Source organism: Pseudomonas brassicacearum (genome assembly GCF_918698105.1).
GTDB classification, from domain to species: Bacteria; Pseudomonadota; Gammaproteobacteria; order Pseudomonadales; family Pseudomonadaceae; genus Aquipseudomonas; species Aquipseudomonas brassicacearum_F.
The window spans coordinates 1-20,524 of the sequence record NZ_CAKKMI010000100.1 but is presented as its reverse complement, the minus strand read 5'-3'; the positions used below and the strand labels follow the sequence as shown (position 1 = coordinate 20,524).

The 20,524-nt window shown below is 60.5% G+C and carries 15 protein-coding genes and 4 tRNA genes; 16 read left to right on the top strand and 3 right to left on the bottom strand.

What is annotated here, in order from left to right; translation table 11 throughout:
• Nucleotides 1-66: 66 nt before the first annotated feature.
• Nucleotides 67-987, bottom strand: coding sequence for a recombination-associated protein RdgC (gene rdgC, locus LQ215_RS26545; RefSeq protein ID WP_230153285.1), 921 nt, complete (start codon nucleotides 985-987; stop codon nucleotides 67-69).
• A gap of 160 nt (nucleotides 988-1,147) precedes the next feature.
• Here rdgC and LQ215_RS26540 point away from each other — a divergent pair.
• From LQ215_RS26540 to LQ215_RS26525, 4 genes are all read left to right on the top strand, one after another.
• A tRNA-Val gene (locus tag LQ215_RS26540) sits at nucleotides 1,148-1,223 on the top strand.
• 19 nt (nucleotides 1,224-1,242) lie between these two features.
• Nucleotides 1,243-1,319, top strand: a tRNA-Asp gene (locus tag LQ215_RS26535).
• Nucleotides 1,320-1,495: 176 nt separating this feature from the next.
• Nucleotides 1,496-1,571: transfer RNA gene (locus tag LQ215_RS26530), tRNA-Val, on the top strand.
• Nucleotides 1,572-1,588: 17 nt separating this feature from the next.
• Nucleotides 1,589-1,665 (top strand) — tRNA-Asp (locus tag LQ215_RS26525).
• A gap of 816 nt (nucleotides 1,666-2,481) precedes the next feature.
• Here the strand turns inward: LQ215_RS26525 and LQ215_RS26520 are convergent.
• Entirely contained in the window at nucleotides 2,482-3,618 is a 1,137-nt protein-coding gene (locus LQ215_RS26520; protein ID WP_230153284.1) for a catalase family protein, read from the bottom strand.
• 31 nt (nucleotides 3,619-3,649) lie between these two features.
• Entirely contained in the window at nucleotides 3,650-5,455 is a 1,806-nt protein-coding gene (locus LQ215_RS26515) for a di-heme-cytochrome C peroxidase (protein WP_230153283.1), read from the bottom strand.
• Between the two features lie 269 nt (nucleotides 5,456-5,724).
• Here LQ215_RS26515 and LQ215_RS26510 point away from each other — a divergent pair, with 269 nt between their 5' ends.
• From LQ215_RS26510 to LQ215_RS26455, 12 genes are all read left to right on the top strand, one after another.
• Nucleotides 5,725-6,438 carry an FKBP-type peptidyl-prolyl cis-trans isomerase gene (locus tag LQ215_RS26510; RefSeq protein WP_003204577.1) on the top strand — a complete coding sequence of 238 codons (714 nt, stop codon included), beginning with the start codon at nucleotides 5,725-5,727 and terminating at the stop codon, nucleotides 6,436-6,438.
• 294 nt (nucleotides 6,439-6,732) lie between these two features.
• Nucleotides 6,733-7,188: a YkvA family protein gene (locus LQ215_RS26505; protein WP_230153282.1), complete on the top strand. Its 456-nt coding sequence runs from the start codon at nucleotides 6,733-6,735 to the stop codon at nucleotides 7,186-7,188.
• Nucleotides 7,189-7,290: 102 nt separating this feature from the next.
• Entirely contained in the window at nucleotides 7,291-7,632 is a 342-nt protein-coding gene (locus tag LQ215_RS26500) for a helix-turn-helix domain-containing protein (RefSeq protein ID WP_003204574.1), read from the top strand.
• Nucleotides 7,629-8,000, top strand: a complete 372-nt coding sequence (locus LQ215_RS26495) for a hypothetical protein (RefSeq protein WP_003179080.1) — start codon at nucleotides 7,629-7,631, stop codon at nucleotides 7,998-8,000. Before LQ215_RS26500 ends, LQ215_RS26495 begins: the two co-directional genes overlap by 4 nt.
• Nucleotides 8,001-8,402 carry a sel1 repeat family protein gene (locus LQ215_RS26490; RefSeq protein ID WP_230153281.1) on the top strand — a complete coding sequence of 134 codons (402 nt, stop codon included), beginning with the start codon at nucleotides 8,001-8,003 and terminating at the stop codon, nucleotides 8,400-8,402.
• Between the two features lie 187 nt (nucleotides 8,403-8,589).
• A complete protein-coding gene (locus LQ215_RS26485) occupies nucleotides 8,590-13,239 on the top strand; it encodes an RHS repeat-associated core domain-containing protein (RefSeq protein WP_230153280.1) in 4,650 nt (1,549 codons plus the stop codon).
• Nucleotides 13,239-13,529 carry a hypothetical protein gene (locus LQ215_RS26480; protein WP_230153279.1) on the top strand — a complete coding sequence of 97 codons (291 nt, stop codon included), beginning with the start codon at nucleotides 13,239-13,241 and terminating at the stop codon, nucleotides 13,527-13,529. The genes LQ215_RS26485 and LQ215_RS26480 overlap by 1 nt, the downstream gene beginning before the upstream one ends.
• 962 nt (nucleotides 13,530-14,491) lie before the next feature.
• Nucleotides 14,492-15,745, top strand: a complete 1,254-nt coding sequence (locus LQ215_RS26475; protein WP_230153278.1) for a cystathionine gamma-synthase family protein — start codon at nucleotides 14,492-14,494, stop codon at nucleotides 15,743-15,745.
• A 134-nt stretch (nucleotides 15,746-15,879) separates the two neighbouring features.
• A complete protein-coding gene (locus LQ215_RS26470; protein ID WP_230153277.1) occupies nucleotides 15,880-17,310 on the top strand; it encodes an amino acid permease in 1,431 nt (476 codons plus the stop codon).
• Nucleotides 17,311-17,368: 58 nt separating this feature from the next.
• Nucleotides 17,369-18,253 (top strand): LysR substrate-binding domain-containing protein, encoded by an 885-nt coding sequence (locus tag LQ215_RS26465; RefSeq protein WP_230153276.1) that lies wholly within the window; start codon nucleotides 17,369-17,371, stop codon nucleotides 18,251-18,253.
• A 19-nt stretch (nucleotides 18,254-18,272) separates the two neighbouring features.
• The gene (gene thrC, locus LQ215_RS26460) at nucleotides 18,273-19,637 is read left to right on the top strand and encodes a threonine synthase (RefSeq protein ID WP_230153275.1); all 1,365 of its coding nucleotides are present in this window, start codon (nucleotides 18,273-18,275) and stop codon (nucleotides 19,635-19,637) included.
• An 11-nt stretch (nucleotides 19,638-19,648) separates the two neighbouring features.
• Nucleotides 19,649-20,086, top strand: coding sequence for an Lrp/AsnC family transcriptional regulator (locus LQ215_RS26455; protein WP_230153274.1), 438 nt, complete (start codon nucleotides 19,649-19,651; stop codon nucleotides 20,084-20,086).
• Nucleotides 20,087-20,524 lie beyond the last annotated feature (438 nt).

Sequence of the window (20,524 nt, the reverse complement as noted above, 5' to 3'; positions counted from 1 at the left end):
GTCAACATCTCGGTGGCTGTCATACCGCTATCGCGAGCAAGCTCGCTCCCACAGGGGAGGCGGGGTTTAGATCCCCTGCGGAATCTCTTCCCCACCCAAGGCTTCAACCAGCGCCGGCAGGAACTCGCCGAACGTCAACATCATCAGCGTGAAGCTGGCGTCCAGTTGGCCGAGGGCTTCGTCGCCACCGTCCTGCTCTGCCTGGTCCTGCAGCAGGTCTTCGAACTTCAGGCGCTTGACCACCATCTTGTCGTCGAGCATGAAGGACAGCTTGTCCTGCCAGGCCAGCGACAGTTGCGTGACCACCTTGCCGGTGTTCAGGTGCAGCTGGATTTCGTCGCTGGTCAGGTCCTGGCGCTTGCAGCGCACGATGCCGCCGTCTTCGTGGGTGTCGCGCAGTTCGCATTCATCGAGCACGAAGAAATCGTCCGCAGCTTTCTGGGTCTTGACCCAGTCGGTCATGGTGGCGGTCGGAGCCATCTTGACCGTCAGTGGACGTACCGGCAGCGAGCCAATCACTTCGCGCAGGGTGGACAGCAGGTCTTCGGCGCGTTTCGGGCTGGCCGAGTTCACCAGGATCAGGCCCTGCTTCGGCGCGATGGCGGCGAAAGTGGACGAACGACGGATGAACGCACGGGGCAGGAACGCCTGGATGATTTCATCCTTGAGCTGGTCCCGTTCCTTTTTATAGACCTTGCGCATTTGCTCGGCTTCGATCTCTTCGACCTTTTCCTTCAGGGCATCGCGCACGACGCTGCCCGGCAAGATGCGTTCTTCCTTGCGTGCGGCGATCAGCAGGAAGTCCTGGCTGACGTGCACCAGCGGTGCGTCTTCGCCTTTGCCAAACGGCGCGACGAAACCGTAAGTGGTCAACTCCTGGCTTGCACATGGACGTGCCAGTTTGCTGGCCAGTGCAGTTTCCAACGCCTCGGCATCAACAGGCAGATCTTGGGTCAGGCGATAGATAAGCAGGTTTTTGAACCACATGGGGTGAGTCTCTCCTTTATACAAAGGGGGGCATTATTCTCTTCGCGGCGCCATAGGCCAACCCTTCGCTAAGCCTTTGGAAGGCCTGAAAAAATTAATTTAAAAAGTGCTTGCCAGCTTAAAGAGTGCTCCGTAGAATGCGCGCCACACCGAAAGCGAAGGGTGATTAGCTCAGCTGGGAGAGCGTCTGCCTTACAAGCAGAATGTCGGCGGTTCGATCCCGTCATCACCCACCATTCGTTCAACGTGTTACGCGCAGCGGTAGTTCAGTCGGTTAGAATACCGGCCTGTCACGCCGGGGGTCGCGGGTTCGAGTCCCGTCCGCTGCGCCATATTCGGTTACCTGGAATACTGAACGCCAGGTCACCACGGAAAGCCCGCTAACGCGGGCTTTTTGCTGTTTGCAGTTCCTGCGGTTTGCGTTGCTCATGTTTTTTTGCTGAATTTACTAATTAAATCAGCACGTTATAAAAAACTGTGAGAGAATGCGCCCCGCATCGAAAGTGAAGGGTGATTAGCTCAGCTGGGAGAGCGTCTGCCTTACAAGCAGAATGTCGGCGGTTCGATCCCGTCATCACCCACCAAACTTTCAGTGTTACTCGCAGCGGTAGTTCAGTCGGTTAGAATACCGGCCTGTCACGCCGGGGGTCGCGGGTTCGAGTCCCGTCCGCTGCGCCATATTCGGTTATCTGGAATGCTGAACGCCAGGTGGCTACTAGAAACGACGCTTTTCCTTTACGAGGGAGAGCGTCGTTTTTTTTTTTGCTCTCTTTTTTGTGTGTATATCCGTTGCTGCGGTTACGGCCACTTAGGGTTCCGCCCTGACGGCGGGTCACTTTCGAAAAGCGCGAAAGTAACCAAAGCGCTCATGCCCCACCACTTGGTGCCTCGCTTAGGCTCGGCATGCCCTCACTCCGGCATTGCTCCGTGGGCCGCCGCGAAGGGCCATCCATGGCCCAGCGCGGCTATCCCGGCATCCATGCCGGGATGCCCACTGCGCAATGCCTGCGTTCGGCCAGCGTGGTTAACGGGGCGCCGAGATCAACGTCCACGGCGAGGCGGCCTGATAGCCGACCTGGTTCTGGGTGATCGCGTTTCTCCTGTGGGAGCGGGCCTGCTCGCGAAGGCGGTTTCACAGTCGATGAAGATGTTGGATGGGCAGGCCTCATCGCGAGCAAGCTCGCTCCCACAGGTTTTGCGGTGCACATGGATTTTGTGCCCGCCAAAGATCCAATGTGGGAGCGAGCTTGCTCGCGATAGCAGTGGCTCAGCCACATAGATGCCGGCATTTGCCCCGCTGTTGCTGTTGCTGTTGCTGTTGCTGCGGCCCACGGAGCAATACCGGAGTGAGGGCATGCCGAGCCTAAGCGAGGCACCAAGTGGTGGGGCATGAGCGTTTTGCTTACTTTTGCGCTTTTCAAAAGTGAGCCGCTGTAAGAGCGGAACCGTCAGCAGCCGTTACCGAAATAACGGATATATACACCAACCCATCGTCTACAGCTCAGCATTCCGCCGATGACGATAATCGCTGACCGCCTCATACACCGCCTTACGCAACCGATTGATCCCACCAATAGGCCGATGCGCCTCAATCCCAAACCAAGGATTGAACGACTGATTATCACAAGCCAGATTCAACTTGGGCGTATCAAAATCCTGAGCCGGTACCTTAATGCGTGCCACGGTCTCGAACGGCACATCACTTTCCTGCCACTCAATACTGGTGTCTTCAATGGGCATGTACTTGCTCGGATCCTGACGCTGGATCTGCAAGACAAAACACGCCGGCACCCGGTCTGTGGATAACTGCTGATTCAATGCGCTACGCAAGAAGTTCGGCAGGTCCTGGTTCTGGGGAGGCAGGGTGTAGCTCGGGCAACTGTCCGGGTCCGGCGCGACGCGAAACTTGGCGTTGGCTTCGCCGAATTTGTAAGGCGATACCGAGAAATACGTGGTCTGAGTCGGGCTGGCCGGGGGCGGCGAGAGGGTCGCCAGGGCGATGAACAGATGACGAATCTGCCAAGTGCGCGGGTCCAGGCTCGGAAAGAACGCCATCGCCTTCTTCCCGTCAGCCTGGGCGGCCACATTCTGACGGTACTCGGCGACATCACTGACGAAGAAGTTCGGATGGTTGAACATCACGAAATCCTGCTCACCCTGTGATTGCCGGTCAGCGAGCAGTTGCTTGCCCGGTACGTTCATCAGCTTGATCGCCATCCCGCGGGCATCGCGCAGGCTGTCGAACTGTGGATAGGCGTTGCCGTTGGACAAGCGAATCGTCGCCTGCCAGATCTTCCCCGGCTCGGCGAATACCCCTTGGCGCAATGGTGCCGGCAGGTCGTTTGGCACCTGGACTTCGGCCATGACACAGCCGTGGGCCTTGGCATGGGCGTCGCGCAGGTAACGCGTGCTTTCGCGGTGCTGGTCGACGATGCGAATAGCGGTCTGGATGATGTCCTGGGTCATGGCCGCTTCGCCGGGCGCAACCTGTTCCTTGTCCGGGACCGGTCCCTTGTGTTGCCAGGCAAACCAGGCCGTGGAAAGTGCCCAGCCGAGCAGCCCGATGCCCAGCAGCCACAGGAGTGTCTTGCCCAAAAAGGCGCCGAGGCGCAGCCAGAGCGTGATCAACATTGAAACTTCCTTTTACCTGTGGGGTTCATCATTACAGTTGCGACTCCAGTGGCCCGCCCAGCACCTTTAAATATTCCAGCAAGGCCCAGCGTTCCTGCGGTTGCAGCAAGCGGCCAATGACGCCATTACCTCGCTCGCCCGCGCGGAACTCATGGCCGCTGTTGTGGTTGCCGGTAATGCGGGTATCGAAGAGAAAACCGTTGGTAAAGGCTTCGGTACGATAGCCCAGGTGCCGCGGGTCGTATTCGAAGTTGCCTTTATAGAACGTGGTCGCGCGCTCGTCCTGGGGGGACAGCAGTTGATAGATCGTCGGCACCGAGCCGTTGTGCAGGAACGGTGGCGTGGCCCAGGCGCCGGCCAGCGGCCGGGCCTTGTAGGCGCGCAATTCCCGTACGCCGATGGGCAGGCCGAAACCGTCCAGCGCCGGGCGCTCGACGGGGGTGACGCCAGCGTCGCGGTAAGCGCGGTTCTCGACGTATGCCGTAACGTAGGCCAGGCCTTTGGCGACCGAGAGCTGGCTCAGGTCCAGCGGCTCCGTCGGGGTCGGGTGCAGTTGCACTTCCAGCTTCGCCAGCTCGGCCGGATCCCACTGCAGGCTGGTCAGGTCGAAGCGGTGGTCGGCGATGTTATTGGCGGTGCCCGGGTCGGTGCCGATCACCTGCACGGGCAGCATGTGCAATTGCTGGACCGGCCTGTCGGGCCCTTGGACCACCTTGGGTACATGGCAGCCGGCGCAGTTTTCGCTGAACAGGGCCCGGCCCTTGGCCGCCAGCGGCTTGTCGATCGAGCCCAGCAGCGCTTCCGGCCACACAGGCGGCTTGAGCAGTTGCAGGGTCTCTTCGATCTTGTTCAAGTCGCGCACACGCACGCTGGAGGGGTATCGCGCATCGCCCTGCAGCGGTTTGCCTTGGGCGTCGAAGAAATTCAGCGTGGCGCCGACCCCCAGCGCCTCACCGACGTTGCGGGCCATCGGTTGCTGGGCCGATCCGTTCCACTGCACCCAGTCGAACGTCCATATGTCCCACAACTGTGGGTAATCCACCGGTGCGTTGGCCACCCGGTAGTTCTTGGCTGAAATAGCGTCGCCGAAGCTGGCATTGGCGATGCGACCGAAGGCGTCGGTACGGCCAGGCCCTTCTTCGGTGGGGTAGAGGCCACGATGGGTGTCGTTCCAGGCCACCCGCAGGAACGTGTCCAGGGAGACTTTGAAGGCCTTGCGCAATTCCTCGTGGCGGGCGTCGTAGTCCTTGCCCAGCACTTGGCGGGCGAAGCGCTCGAACTTCCAAGGGTTGTAGTAGGTAGACGCCAGACTGGCGACCAATGCTTGTCCGAAACTGCCGCCGCGTAATGTAGGAACACTGGAAGGCAACACGTGTTGAGCCGAGCCGCCGTCGATCCGTATCGCCTGGCCCTTGAAGCGCAGTTCGCCGGTATGGCACGCCGCGCAGGTGATATCCAGGAACTGCTCGGTGCTGCCCGGGTTCTGGTGCCGCGCAAACCCTACTGGCAGGTTGCCGGGATTGTCAGGCGAGGCTTTCTGCGCCGGATCGACCAGGAAGCCAAAGCGCGCCAGGTACTCAGGCGAAGCGAAGCGTTGTTGCGAAAATGGCAATTCGAGGGCGGTGAACCAGTTGTAGCGCAGGCCTTTGACCTGGGTGCCCTGGGGCGTGAAGTAATACGTCTGGCGCTCGGCGGCGCTCCATTGCTCCAGGTAATGCACCTGTTCGACGGGCGTGTAGAACGGCAAGCGAGGATTGGCGACGTAATAAAGCACCACGGCCACGACAATGATCAGCAGCGTGAGGAGCAGCAAGAAGATGCGAGAGAGAAGGCGCACGATAACGTCCTTGTTTTTTTGATAAGCCCTTATGCCTCAGTGCTGCGCGGCGGGCAAGTGGCCATTATTCCTGGCCTGTAGGGGAGCGGCAATTTGTCCCTGTACGTAACAGATGACAGATGCTTCATTCGTAGAGACTTAAAAAGCGTTTGCAGACCTGAACTTATCGTTACTTTGTGGCTCACATGCCGGTAGCCATTGGTCGTGGCCGCCTGATAAGCTCGCGGCTTTATTCGATTGCCCTTTAGGCGCATGAACAAGGAAATAGCATGAAACAGCATCGGTTGGCAGCGGCGGTGGCCCTGGTTGGCCTGGTACTCGCGGGTTGCGACTCGCAGACCAGCGTAGAGCTGAAGACCCCGGCGCAGAAAGCTTCCTACGGTATTGGCCTGAACATGGGCAAGAGCCTGGCTCAGGAAGGCATGGACGACCTGGACTCCAAAGCGGTCGCCCAGGGCATCGAAGATGCCGTTGGCAAGAAAGAACAGAAGCTGAAAGACGAAGAACTGGTCGAAGCCTTTGCCGCGCTGCAAAAGCGTGCCGAAGAGCGCATGGCCAAGATGAGCGAAGAGTCGGCAGCCGCCGGCAAGAAATTCCTCGAAGAAAACGGCAAGAAAGCCGGTGTCACCACCACCGCTTCCGGCCTGCAATACGAAGTGGTCAAGAAAGCCGACGGTCCACAGCCTAAGCCGACCGACGTAGTGACCGTCCACTACACCGGCAAGCTGACCAACGGCACCGTGTTTGACAGCTCCGTTGAACGTGGCAGCCCGATCGACCTGCCGGTCAGCGGCGTGATCCCGGGTTGGGTCGAAGGCCTGCAACTGATGCACGTCGGCGAGAAGTACAAGCTGTACATCCCGAGCGACCTCGCCTACGGCGCCCAAAGCCCGAGCCCGGCCATCCCGGCCAACTCGGTCCTGGTGTTCGACCTGGAACTGCTGGCGATCAAGGATCCGGCAAAAGAAGACGCAGCCAAGTAATCGCGTCTGCTATAACGACAACGCCTCGCTTATGCGGGGCGTTGTTGCATCTGGGCTGCGGCAAAATGGCAAAAAAACCGAACGCACGAGACAGGGTATAGTCAGAGGCAATACAGGCGCTGTGCTAGACGCAGTCAGCCGGTCAAGTCAATGAAATATTGGGTTTTTTTATGTGAGTAAAAAACGCCCGATCTAAGCCGGGCCCTTATGAAACGGGGGCTTCAGCGGTGAAATGCAGCTCTGTTCACAAGGTTATCCACAATTTGTGTGGATAACATTTCAGTGGGAGAAAAAATGAAGGCCCCGTGGAATTTTGCGCGATTTCTGCCCTTGGCAGGCCGCCTGCTGGCCCGCGGTCGATTGCCGACGTTGTTGTTCGCCGTTGCCAGCAAAGGTGCCCGGGAGGGCGGACGGCTGGGCAAGCTCAAGGAGGACCTGCGGCTGTTGCAGGCCTTGTGCCTGGCCTACTGGCGAGGCGAATACCGCGCTGTCAGCGCCAAGTCGATGCTGTCAGTGGTGGCAGGGCTCATGTATTTCCTCAGCCCGTTGGATGCGATTCCAGACATCCTGCCAATGTTTGGCATGTTCGACGATATCGCCGTGCTGGCCTGGGTGATGAAATCCCTCGACGTTGAACTCGAGGCTTTCCGCGCCTGGCGTTATCGGCAATCGCCCGAGAAGTTGGCCCGTGTCGAAAGGCTCCCCGATACCCCGGAACAACTCCAACTCCAAGGCCAGAAAAAGCCCTGATCCCCTGAGAATTCATCACCCCGCGACCTTAGCCAGCATTTAGGATTACACTTCCAAGGAAAAAGGCTGACTCGCTAAGTGTTGTTGTCCTACGGGGTAAACATGGATATTCAAATAATCACACGTGACGGAGAGCCCGAATACGCGGTTTTGCCGTGGGATCAGTACCAGTCGTTGTTGAAGGCAGCAGGCATCGATCAAGCTCCGCCGCGCGAAGCGACAGTCCGTCACGCGGCGGCACCGGGCCAGGTTCTCCCTGGCTTGGATCAATTACGCAGTTTGCGCGAAGGGAAGGGCATCGCCATCGAGGCGCTGGCCCGCACGGTAGGTATCAGCCCGTCTTATCTGGCCTTGATCGAGAGCGGCGAGCGTCAGCCCGATGCCGCGATTCGGCGCAGTCTGGCCTGGGAGTTGACGGTGCCGGGTTGGAGGGAAGAATCGTGAGCGTACGCATCAGTCGGCAGCATTGGGATGGGTTGTTGGGTGAGTTGGACCAGGCGCGGCGCCAGCGCCATTTATTGACCTACCGCGCATTGCTGGAGCGTCTGCAACTGCCTAGCCCGGCCATGCAGACCTTGACCGCGGCCCTTGAGCACCTGGCGGCGCTGGACGCCCGGGCGGAGCAGCCGTTGCGCAGTTCATTGGTGATCAGTCAGGGCGCCAGTCGGTTGCCGCGCACGGGGTTCTTCGAGTGCGTAGAGCGCCTGGGTCGCTTTTCCGGGCCTTCCGATGGCGTGGCCGCAGCCTCCTGGCACGCTTCGGAAGTGGTTCGGGTATTTGAATACGAATACCCCGAGTCGGCGGAGGCCTGAGTGCTCTGGCGACTCAAGGCGCGGGCCGGTTACTGGCTGGCGCGTCGGTTGTTTCATTGGTCCTGGTTCGTCCGCCAGCCGCGTGGCTGGGCCTGGCTCGAGGGGCAGTTATCCCGCATGGCGAACTTGGGCGACGTCGGTGCGCAGAGCTTCTATGGGCACATCCTCACGTTTCGCGGCCAAGGGCTGGGTGCCCGTGAAGAAGGGATTCGCCTGCTGCGGCTGGCGGCGTTGGCCGGTGATGGCAAGGCCGCCTACCAAGTTGGCGTGATCAGCCTGGCCGGCACAGCCAGCAAGGCGCCGGACCCGGTTGAAGCGGCGCGTTGGTGGACCTTGGCGGCGAAAGCTGGGCACCCGCTGGCCGAAATCAAACTCAAATCACTTGAAGCTCGCGATCTCTAGGATTATCCGCAGGCGATTCGTTATGCAGACCAGACGATTTAGCGAATCGCCCTACGCGCTCTATCTCTTTCCCCTGACTTAATTCTCTAGTCATCCCCGGCAAAGTCTCGCGCTCCCTGAGCGCTGTGAGACGTCTGCCCATGTTCGACCGTTTTTTCCTGCCGGCCCTTGAGCGAGCCCTGTCCTGATGGATCAGGTGAGCCGAATCGAGCAGGAACTCGACAGCTTCAAAGACACCCTGTCGATCTACCGCGAGCAGCTCGAGCGCTGGTACAGCCGAGCGTCGGACCAGGCCAGTCATGCGGCGGACCTGCCGTCGCTGATGGGCATGGAGCGGGTGATCCGCTTTGGCGACAGCACCACCGCTGTCAGCACCGGTGACGATGACTTTCTCTCCACGGTCGTCCAGTGCCCCAAGGGCGGGCCGATGACGATCGAGAGCAAATTCGAGTCGGTGTACGACATCCCCCTGGGCGACATCGTGGTGGATGTGGTGGATGTGGCCAGCGGCGAGGTCACGCCGGTGACCCTGGATGCCCAGGGCCTGGGGACCTTCCTGGGCGAGGCAGGCAAGTCCTATCGGGTTCATGTCCAGGGCGAGGTGTCCGCCAAGCAAATTGCGAATCTGTTTTCTTCCTACGAAGGCCTGACTACCGATCTGACGGACTGGTTGCGCGGTGAGTGGCAGGGCTTCAAACCGCGGTGGGCACAACAATCGCTGTCGACTTCGGCGGCGGCGGTGGGCAACGGGTTGCTCGCTGGCAGTTGGGCGGCGATTGAAAGTGTGTGGGACAGCATCAGCTTGCTCTCGGACATTCTTAAGGACCCTGGTCAGTTTGTTGATCGGTTGGGCGAAAGCGCCAAGCAGCTGGAGGACCTGGCGGAAAAAACACCGCGGGTGATGGCCAAGCTGCAACTGCTGGCCAGCGACGAAGCGGCGCTGTGCCTGTTGGTGCGCACCGCCAGCCTCTGGCTGGAGATGTTGCCGCCCAGCGAAGTCGCTGGCGAAACCGCCAAAGGGCTCTCGACCGTGGCGGTGCAACTGGTGATCGACTTGCTGATTGGCGTGGTCCTGACCTTTGCCGGGGCAGGGGCCGGGATTGCCTACCTGTCGATGCGGTTGGCCAGGCACAGCGCAACCCTACTGAACGCCATGCAGCGTTTCATCGGTGCGATCTTCGCGGTGGTCAACGGCTTCATGAGCTACGTGGACCGCTACAAAACCGTGGCGGCACGCGGCATCGCGGCGGGGATCAAGAAAGGTCGGATGCAACTGCGCTGGGATGCGCAGCGCAACACCACGCTGAAGAAACAGGAACATCACGACGACGCCCCCATCCAATCAAAAAACCCCAACGGCGACCCCGCCGACACCGCCGCCCAGACCCAGACCAGCGGCTGCCCGGTGTCGATGGTCACTGGCGAAGAACTGCTGACCCTCGACGACGGCACCCTCGATGGCCGCTTGCCGTTCGTCTTCACCCGTTTGTACCGCACCAGCGCCGCGGACCTGGACATCGGCCTCGGGCGCGGTTGGAGCCATGCCCTGGCCCATCGCCTGGAGCTCAAGGGTGAGCAGGTCACCTGGGTCGACCAGGAAAACCGCCGTACGATCTTTCCGCTGCCCAGCGCCCAGCGCCCGGCGATCCACAACAGCCTGGCCCGCGCGGCGATCTACCTGGGGGTCGAGGCGGACGAACTGATCGTCACCCAGCCCGGCGAAAACGCCCCGTTCCTGCACTTTCGCGACGGCCACCTGTGCGCCCTCAGCGACCGCTACGACAACCGCCTGACCCTCCAGCGCAACATCCATGGCGACATCTGCCGCCTGGACAACGGTGCCGGGCGTTCCCTGCGCCTGCGTTACGAGCAGCGCCACCTGATCGCCATCGACTACCAGAGTTTCCATCCCGCCATCACCCTCGACGAAGCCTGGCGGACCGAACAGACGCTGGTGTCCTACCGCTACGACGGACGTTTCCGACTGATCGAAGCGACCAATGCCGCCGGTGAAAGCGAACGTTACGACTACGACGACCAGCACGTCATCCTCCAGCGGCAACTGGCCGGCGGGGCAAGTTTCTACTGGGAATGGCAAGGCGTGGGGCCGGCGTCCCGCTGCGTACGGCATTGGGCCTCGTTTGCGCAGATGGACAGCCACTACACCTGGGGCGAAGACGGCAGCGTCACGGTCCAGCACCTGGATGGCAGCCAGGAGGTGTATGTCCACGACGAGCGGGCGCGGCTGGTGCGCAAGGTCGAGCCCGACGGCGGCGAGCACCTCAAGGCCTACGACGAACAAGGTCGCTTGATCGCCGAGCAAGACCCGCTGGGCGCCGTGACCGAATACCGCTACGACGAAGTCGGACGGCTGGTGGCGCTGCTTCCCCCGGACGAGGCGCCGACGTCCTACGAATACCGTAACGGTTTCCTGCACACCCGTTCACGCGGCAAGGCCGTGTGGACCTACCGGCGCAATGCTCGCGGCGACGTGATCGTCCTCATCGACCCGGACGGCCGGCGCACGGAATATGCCTACGACGCCCACGGACAACTGCTGGCGACCTATGCCCCGGACGGTGGCGAGCATCGCTTCACCTGGAATCGCCTGGGCCAACTGACCGAAGAGATCCTGCCCGACGGCGGCCGTCGGTGTTTTTCCTACGACGCCCTGGGGCGTTTGCTCACCCGTAAGGACGAACATGGCGCCGTCACTCATTACCAATGGGATGCCGTGGGTCGCTTGCTTCAGACCTCGTTGCCCAACGGTGCCACTCGCACCTGGCGCTACAACGCCTACGGCAAGGTCACCGCCGAGAGCGATGAGCAAGGGCGGGTCACCCGCTACGAATACGCCGACGACCTGCACCTGGTTAGCCGCCGCCTGAACCCCGACGGCAGCGAGCTGAAGTACCGCTACGACTCGGCGCGGCTGTTGCTGACCGAAATCGAAAACGAATCCGGCGAAAAATATCAGCTGGACTACACGCCCAACGGCTTGATCCGACAGCAAGTCGGCTTCGACGGCCAACGCACCGCCTACGCCTACGACCTCAACGGCCACCTGCTGGAAAAAACCGAGCACGGCGAGGACGGTTCGCAACGGGTCACCCAGTACCAGCGCGACGCGGCCGGGCGGCTGCGGGTCAAGACCTTGCCCGACGGCCAGGCCATCGAATACCGCTACGACGAACTGGGCCGATTGGTCCACGTCAAGGACGGCAGCGATCGTCCCCTGGCTTTCGAATACGACGCCCAGGACCGGTTGGTCTGCGAACACCAGGGCTGGGGCACCCTGCGTTATCGCTACGACGCCTGCGGGCGGCTCAACCACCTGCGCCTGCCGGACGACAGCCAGCTCGACTACCACCACGCCCCGGGCGGCGCACTGACCGCCATCGACCTCAACGGCTCACGCCTGACCGAACACCGCTTTGACGGTGGCCGTGAGCGGCAACGCCAGCAGGGCCGGCTGCTCAGTGACTACGACTACGACGAACAGGGCCGCCTCAAGGCCCAGACCGTGTGGCAGAGCCGTCAGCAGCAACTGTTCTGGCGCGATTATGCCTACAGCCCCAAGGGCAATCTTCAGACCCTTTCCGACAACCGAAACCGCCGCAGCTACCAGTACGACCCGCTGGATCGCCTGACCCGTATCGACTTTTCCCACAGCGAGCCGCCGGAACACTTCTGCCACGACCCGGCCGGCAACCTGATGATGCAGGACCGCCCCGGCCCGACCACCCTCAAGGGCAACCGCCTGCTGAAGGAGGGCGACCGCCACTACGACTACGACGCTTTCGGCAACCTGATCCGCGAACGCCGCGGCCAGGCCCTGGTCAACGCCTACCGCTACGACAGCCAGCACCGCCTGATCGGCGTCACCACGGCCGATGGCCGCGAAACGTCCTACCGCTACGACGCCTTCGGCCGACGCATCAGCAAGACCGTGGACGGCCTGACCACGGAATTTTTCTGGCAGGGCGACCAAGTCGTCGCCGAAAACAGCCCGCGCCACCACCGCAGCTACGTCTACGAACCGGGCACCTTCCGCCCGTTGGCGATGCTCGACGGCGAAGGCCCGGAAAAAGCCACGCCGTTCTACTACCACCTCGACCACCTGGGTACGCCCCAGGAACTGACCAGCTTCAGCGGCCAGATCGTCTGGTCGGCGCGCTACAACGGCTACGGCAAACTCACCGAACTCCAGCACGGCGGCGGCGAACAGCTGGAACAACCGCTGCGCTTCCAGGGCCAATACTTCGACCCCGAAAGCGGCCTGCACTACAACCGCCACCGCTACTACAATCCCGAAACCGGCCGCTATTTGACGCCTGACCCGAGCAAGTTGGCGGGTGGGCTCAATGGGTATCGGTACACCCTGAATCCGACGGGGTGGGTGGATCCGTTGGGGTTGAGTTGTGAATGCCCGGGAAACAAAACTAAATCTTCAGGTGGTGTTGAAAAACCGGAAGATAAGGCAAGGGTAAAACAAGGTGAACCGGGCGCTCCTGCTCCTATAGTCCATGCAGAGAAGACGGTTCGAGTCCGCCATTACACCAACAGAAAAGGTTCAACGGGTATTGAGCAGCAAGGAATCATTCAAGCTCAGGATAACAATAGAGTTTATGTCGAGCCTACGAATAGGAAGCCATTAAGCGCGCTTGAGGCTGAAGAGAAATATCAAATCGGCAGAGGGCGTGGTAGGGACTATGTTGAAACGGATGTGCCCGAATCTAAACTGGAGTGGGTCAAAAACCCAAGATATGGCACGATGGAGCTGACCATCAAGGGAAATCTAAAATTAGAAAATCCAATCTTTAAGCGGAGAAAATAATGTTAGAGAGAAATAAGGTAATCGTTATTGCCGGGGAGTCTGCACTTGAAGCTCTAGCTGAAATTGAGTTTATTTTGATATCACTGCACAAGATGGGCAGTTATTACAGTGACAAGCCAATTGAAGAGTACCAGCGCGCTACCACAGAGTTCATCGATAATGAAAAAGTAACCCAGAAGCTCGCTAAGGTTAGAAGGATTATCAGTGAAGGATTTGATACAACTCTAGGTGAAGATGATATGGACGATATCGAGCGGCATATGGAGGGTATTAGTTTCTGGAAACCCTAATAGATTTCTCGTTACGGTGCCCATAAAGTGAGCAGCAAGCCAACCAAGCAACATTGTCATGAGGAGATATGGACGTATGAATTGAAGGGGAATGTGATGCAACTGGGATTCTCCTGTGTGTTCTACAGAAGCTAGAAGTTGGGCTGAACTAGAAGATGCTTTGATAGATACGTTAAAACAAGTCAAGGTTGCGTGAGTTGAGTATTGGTTGAGTTTGATCGCTCCCCCGCTCCCGCGTGGGAACGATCGATAACCTGTGGCGAGGGAGCTTGCTCCCGCTCGGCTGCGTGGTAGGAGCTGCCGAAGGCTGCGATCTTTTGATCCTGATCTTTCGCTTGATACTCAACTGGCTTTGGAAAGATCGCAGCCTCGCTTCGATCGGCAGCTCCTACGGCGCAGCCGAGTGGGAGCAACCCCTCATAGAAAAAAATACAACCCTATGTTTTTAAAATACTTTTCAACAAGCTGGTATGTGGCTCAGTTGGACTGGTACTCCCGTGTGGCGAGGGGATTTATCCCCGTTGGGCTGCGCAGCAGCCCCCAACCAGACAACTCGGTGTGCCAGTAAGATCAAGGTCGTTGCTTTTGGGGCTGCTGCGCAGCCCAGCGGGGATAAATCCCCTCGCCACAATGATTCACACAGCCTTTAAGTCAACGGTCGCCTGTAGGCCTGGCGCTCACGCATTCCCGACGACACCACAATTCCGGTGTGGGAGCGAGCCTGCTCGCGATGGCGGTGTGTCAGTCACTATCAATGGCAGCTGATCCACCGCCATCGCGAGCAAGCTCGCTCCCACAGGGTTTATCAGTGACTCAGGTGTCGCTATTTCGCCCCCAGCCATTAAAAAAACCACCCCTTTGGCACCGATAACATCGTTTCTCGGCCGCCCGGCTTTTCCCTATATTGGCCCTCAGATCCGGTGGATGGCTCAACGTCCACCCCCTCAGTGTGAGTAGCCTCAATGAACAATAAACCTGACAGCACAGGGCTTGATAACGCGGGAGCAGGGACCCGGGCGGTTTGGGGTGGGGAGCAGGTCAGGCACCCCTACAACGCCACGCAAACCCCCATCGTGGCCAGCGCCGCGTACGGTTATGACGACATCGACGTCTGGTACGACGTCGCCTTGGGCAAGGCCCCCGGTTTTATCTACAGCCGCATGAGCAACCCGACCGTCGAGACCCTCGAAGCCAAGATTCGCGAACTGGAAATGGCCGAGTCCGCCGTGGCCTTCAGCAGCGGCATGGCGGCGATCAGCAGCGTGCTCTACACCTTTTTGGCCCATGGCGATCGTGTGGTGTCGACCAAGGACAGTTACGGCGGCACCAACAAGATTTTCGAAGAGTTCCTGCCGCGCACCGGCGTGGCGGTGACCTTGTGCGAGACCTTCGATCACGACGATCTGGAGCGTGAAATCGCCAAGGGTTGCCAGGTGCTCTACCTGGAAACCCCCACCAACCCCACCTTGAAAATCCTCGACATCCCGCGCCTGGTGGCAGCGGCCAAGCGTGTCGGCGCCGTGGTGGTGGCGGATAACACCTTCGCCACGCCGCTGAACCAGAGCCCGCTGGCCTTGGGGGTGGACGTGGTGATTCATAGCGCGACCAAATTCCTCAGCGGCCATGGCGACGTGCTCGGTGGCCTGGTATGCGGCAGCGAAGCCTTGATGGCCCAAGTGCGGCATTACCGGGAAATCAACGGCGCGAGCCTCGACCCGTTCTCGGCTTACCTGATCATCCGTGGCATGAAGACCCTGGCGCTGCGCATGCGTCAGCAACAACACAGCGCCCGGGCCCTGGCCGAATTTCTCTGCACCGAACCGCTGGTGGAGGCGGTGAATTATCCCGGCTTGCCGAGCCACCCGAACCACGCCGTGGCCTGCGCGCAGATGTCTGGTTTCGGCGCCATCGTCAGTTTTGTCCTGGTCGGTGGCATGGACACGGTCAAGCTGCTGCTGCCGCGCCTGCGCTTCGCCCACTGCGCCGGCAACCTGGGTGCGGTGGAAACCATTTACGGCCCGGCCCGCACCACCAGCCATGTCGAGAACACCTTGGAAGAACGCCAGGCCCTGGGTATTTCCGAAGGCCTGGTGCGGGTTTCGGTCGGCATCGAAGACACGGACGATCTATTGGACGACCTGAAACAGGCCTTCGCCTTCGTCAAAAAGACCCTCAATCCGCAGCTCAATGAGGTCCACATCGAGACCGCAAACTGAAGTTTGAAAGTTGGTACCCCATAACAAGGCTGTGAATGGGGCGTTCATGAATAGGAATAATAATAAAAGCTCAGTGGCGCTTGTCTTACTCGCGCAGACGTAGAGGCGCGCCCTGACATTTCATGAGAACAACCATGTCCACAACAGAACAACAAACGAGTACGCGGGCCGGCTTCAAGCAGGAAATGCAGACGCGCCATATCGTCATGCTGGCCTTGGGCGGCGTGATCGGCACCGGGCTGTTCCTGACCTCCGGCTACACCGTCAACCAGGCCGGCCCCATGGGCGCGGTGATCGCCTACATCATCGGCGCGCTCATGGTCTACATGGTGATGATGTGCCTGGGCGAACTGGCGGTGCAGATGCCCGAAACCGGTTCGTTCAGCACCTACGCCACACGCTTCCTCGGCCCCGGCACCGGCTACACCGTGGCCTGGTTGTATTGGCTGACGTGGACGGTGGCGATCGGTTCCGAATTCACCGCCGCCGGTATCCTCATGACCCGATGGTTTCCCGACACGCCAGTGTGGATCTGGAGCGCGCTGTTCGCCGGTGTGGTGTTCCTCACCAACGTGATCTCGGTGCGTTTGTTCGCCGAGACCGAGTTCTGGCTGTCGTTGATCAAAGTGCTGACCGTGGTGATGTTCCTGCTGATCGGCGGTGGCGCGATTCTCGGCCTGCTGAACATCGACCAGGCCCACAGCATCGGCTTGAGCAACTTCACCCGCGAAGGACTCTTTCCTACCGGCTTCATGCCGATTGCGATGACGCTGCTGGCGGTATCCTTCGCGTTCTCCGGCACTGAACTGATCGGCATCGCCGCCGGTGAAACCAAGGACCCGCAACGCAATGTGCCACGCGCCATCCGCACCACGGTGCTGCGCCTGGCGGTGTTCTTCGTAGGGACCATTTTTGTCCTGGCGACCCTGTTGCCCCGCGAGCAGGCCGGTCTGGTCGAAAGTCCCTTCGTCACGGTGTTCACCTACATCGGCATTCCGTACTCCGCCGACATCATGAACTTCGTGATCATCACCGCCCTGTTGTCGGCGGCCAACTCCGGGTTGTACGCCGCCTCGCGGATGCTCTGGACGCTCAGCGACCAAGGCCATCTGCCCAAGCAATTCTCGGCCCTGACCCGCATGGGCACGCCGCTCAACGCGATCATCGTCAGCATGGCCGGCGGTGCGGCGTCGTTGCTCAGCAGCGTGTTTGCCGCCGACACCATCTACCTGGCGCTGGTGTCGATTTCCGGCCTGGCCGTGGTGGTGGTGTGGATGAGCATCGCCGCGAGTCAGATCGGCTTCCGTCGTCACTACGTCGCAAACGGTGGCGACATTCGCCACCTCAAGTTCCGCGTTCGCGGTTATCCGTGGGTGCCGCTGGGGGCGCTGGTGTGCTGCTGCCTGGCGTGTGTCGGGATCGCCTTCGACCCTGAACAGCGAGTGGCGCTGTACTTCGGTTTGCCGTTCATCGCCTGGTGTTACTTCGTGTATTACATTACCCGCAAAAGCCGCGAGCGACGCTTGTCGGTTGCCCTCGTGGCACAACCGTCCGACGCGTTCTAAGGCGCGTCGACGGGGCGGGCAAACGTGCCCGGTGCGTGGGGGTTAACGAGGTAAGACCATGAAGCAAAAAACGTTGCCCCCGTTGAACTGGCTGCGAGCGTTCGAAGTGTCGGCCCGCTGCCTGAACTTCACCCACGCCGCCGAAGAATTATTCTTGACCCAGGGCGCGGTCAGCCAGCAGATCCGCCAGTTGGAAGGTCACCTGGGGGTGGCGCTGTTCAAGCGCTTGCCCCGGGGCCTGGGCCTGACCGAGGAAGGCCAGGCGTACCTGCCGGTGGTGCAGGACGCAATCACGCGACTGGCGGTGGGCACCAACGAGATCTTTGGCCAGCACAAACGCCGGCCAATCAAGGTGCGCGGTAGCCTGGCGTTTTTCGTGCACTGGCTGGCGCCGAAACTGGTGGATTTTCGCCAGGCGCATCCCCACGTCGACATCCGCTACATCAGCAACATCTGGGTCAAGGAACTCGATGGCGAAGACGACATGGAAATCCGCTGGGGCCACGGTCAATGGCCCGGCCTGGTGTCGCAGCGCCTGACCTGGGACACCTTGTTCCCGGTGTGTTCGCCAGCCTTGATGGCGACGCTGAAAGTGCCGGCGGACGTGGCCAAGCATCCGTTGCTGCATGTGCTGGGCTACGAAGAGGGCTGGGGTTACTGGCTGAAAATGGTCGGTGCCGACTCGGTGGATTCCTCGACCGGCATGCAGTTCGACACGCTGGTCTGCACCTTGCGCATGGCTGAACTGGGGCAGGGCATCGCCCTGGCGCGGTCGTCGATGGTGAGTGACATGCTCGGCGACGGGCGCCTGGTCGAACCCTTCGCCCAGCGCATCGAAGCCAGCGAATCGTTCTACCTGGTGCGCAGTTCCGGGGCCGAGCAGCACCCGGACGCGGCGCGGTTTTCCACCTGGCTGGTGGAGCAGGCGCATCGTTTTAAATGAACTGTTTACGGAGTTGACCATGCGCTATGTGAGTACCCGAAATTCCGCCGTGCAGGTCGATTTCGAAAAAGTCGTACTGTCGGCCATCGCCGAGGATGGCGGCCTGTTCGTCCCCGTCACATTGCCGCACTTCGAACCCCAGGACATCGCCAATTGGTCGACCTTGTCCTACGACGAACTGGCCTATCGAGTGATGCGTCCGTTCGTGGGCGAGGCGATCCCCGAGGCCGATTTCAAGCGGGTGCTCAAGGAGGCCGGCAGCCAGTTCAGTCATCGCTCCCTGGCGCCGTTGCATCAAGTGGATCGCAACGAATGGGTCCTGGAATTGTTCCATGGGCCGACCCGCTCCTCGAAGGATTTTGCCGCGCAGTTGCAGGCGCGACTGGTGCAGTACTTCCTGCGCAAACGCGGGCGTCGCGCCGTGGTGATCGGCGTCACCAACGGCGACACCGGCCTGGCCGCCATCGAGGCTTTCAAACACTGCGACGAGACCGACGTGGTGGTGATTTATCCCGAGGCCGGCGTACCGCAAGACCAACTTCAAGACCTGCAAGCGACGGCGCATCCGCGGGTTCATCAAGTGGCCGTCGATGGCAGTTTTGACGAATGCCAGACCCTCGTCACGCAACTGTTCCGACAGCATGAGGCGATCAGTTTCAATTCCAGCAACTGGGTCAGCGTCATGGCGCAGTTGGTGTTTTATTTCCACGCCGTGCTGCAACTGGGCGGCGGTCAGCGGCCCATTGGCTTCAGCGTACCGGCGGCGAGTTTTGCCGAAGTCTATGCCGGCTACATCGCGCAGAAGATGGGTTTGCCGATCACGCAGATGATCGTCGCCACCAACCAGAATGACGCGCTGCATCAGTTCTTTTTGAAGAACCACTACTCGCGATTGCGCGCCAGCAAGACCCTGTCGCCGGCCATGGATTTGTCGATCTTTTCCAACCTGGAACGGTTTCTCTGGGAACTCTATGGGCACGACGACCAGGCTGTGAGCGCGCTGATGCACACCTTCGAAACCCAGGGTGAAATGACCATCGCCAACGAGTTCTGGTTGCAGGCGCGGATGATCATCGACTCGTACGCGGTCAGTGATGAGCAGACGCTGGAGGAGATCACTTCGCTGCATCGCGACACCGGCTACGTCATCGATCCGCATACCGCCACTGGCGTGCTCGCGGCGCGGTTGTACCGCCGCAGTTTGGTGGCGCCGATGGTGACCCTGGGCGAGATCTCACCTATTAAATCGGCGGTATTGCTGGGTGAGTTGGGGATCCCCGTGGCGGCGCAACAACGCCCGGTTTCCGATCACGGCCCGGCGCAAATCCATCGCATCCAGCCGGACGACCTCGGTGCCCTCCATCAACTGCTCGGCGCCCTATAACCGGAGGCCCCATGAAGCGAATTCTCGACCCCCTCGACGAACGCATCATCGCCGAACTGCGCCTCAACGCCCGCGCCGCCCACGCCGAACTGGCAGCCAAGGTCCACCTCTCGCGCAACGCCGTGCGCCAACGCATCGAACGCCTCGAACGCGACGGCGCGATCCAGGGCTACACGGTGCGCACCGGGGAGGGCGCACACGCGTCGTCGAGCATCAACGCGGTGATCTTCGTCTACCGCTACGACCGCATGCGCGGCGCCGAGGTATTACAGGCTTTGCAGTCGATGCCGGAAGTGCTGCAGTGCGATGTGATGAGTGGCGAGTTCGATTTGATGCTGCGGGTCGGCGCGGCGAACCCGGAGCGGGTGCACAAGGTGTGGAAAGAGATCTCGGCGTTGCCGGGGGTGGAGAACACCGTGACGTCGTTTGTGTTGTCGTCGGTGGTCTAGGCACCCCTGTGGCGAGGTGCATGCCCTGACACCAATGGACCAAACCCTGAAAAACACCTGTGGGAGCGAGCCTGCTCGCGATAGCGGTACACCAGCCACCATCGATGTGCCTGACCTGACCCCATCGCGAGCAAGCTCGCTCCCACAGGGGCCTATGCCCGGTCAGTGGGACAAGCATGCTCACCGCTGCTACTGATGTCCGCAGACACCCCAGCCACCACAAACCCCGTGGCGAGGTGCATGCCCTGACACCAATGGACCAAACCCTGAAAAACACCTGTGGGAGCGAGCCTGCTCGCGATAGCGGTACACCAGCCACCATCAATGTGCCTGACCAGGCCCTATCGCGAGCAAGCTCGCTCCCACAGGGGCCTGTGCCCGGTCAGTGGGACAAGCATGCTCACCGCTGCTACTGATGTCCGCAGACACCCCAGCCAC

Excerpts from the sequence above, each read along its gene's own strand:
- rdgC (WP_230153285.1), bottom strand. The coding sequence starts at position 987 with ATGTGGTTCAAAAACCTGCTTATCTATCGCCTGACCCAAGATCTGCCT.
- LQ215_RS26520 (WP_230153284.1), bottom strand. The coding sequence starts at position 3,618 with ATGTTGATCACGCTCTGGCTGCGCCTCGGCGCCTTTTTGGGCAAGACA.
- LQ215_RS26510 (WP_003204577.1), top strand. The coding sequence starts at position 5,725 with ATGAAACAGCATCGGTTGGCAGCGGCGGTGGCCCTGGTTGGCCTGGTA.
- LQ215_RS26505 (WP_230153282.1), top strand. The coding sequence starts at position 6,733 with ATGAAGGCCCCGTGGAATTTTGCGCGATTTCTGCCCTTGGCAGGCCGC.
- LQ215_RS26500 (WP_003204574.1), top strand. The coding sequence starts at position 7,291 with ATGGATATTCAAATAATCACACGTGACGGAGAGCCCGAATACGCGGTT.
- LQ215_RS26485 (WP_230153280.1), top strand. The coding sequence starts at position 8,590 with ATGGATCAGGTGAGCCGAATCGAGCAGGAACTCGACAGCTTCAAAGAC.
- LQ215_RS26480 (WP_230153279.1), top strand. The coding sequence starts at position 13,239 with ATGTTAGAGAGAAATAAGGTAATCGTTATTGCCGGGGAGTCTGCACTT.
- LQ215_RS26475 (WP_230153278.1), top strand. The coding sequence starts at position 14,492 with ATGAACAATAAACCTGACAGCACAGGGCTTGATAACGCGGGAGCAGGG.
- LQ215_RS26470 (WP_230153277.1), top strand. The coding sequence starts at position 15,880 with ATGTCCACAACAGAACAACAAACGAGTACGCGGGCCGGCTTCAAGCAG.
- LQ215_RS26465 (WP_230153276.1), top strand. The coding sequence starts at position 17,369 with ATGAAGCAAAAAACGTTGCCCCCGTTGAACTGGCTGCGAGCGTTCGAA.
- thrC (WP_230153275.1), top strand. The coding sequence starts at position 18,273 with ATGCGCTATGTGAGTACCCGAAATTCCGCCGTGCAGGTCGATTTCGAA.
- LQ215_RS26455 (WP_230153274.1), top strand. The coding sequence starts at position 19,649 with ATGAAGCGAATTCTCGACCCCCTCGACGAACGCATCATCGCCGAACTG.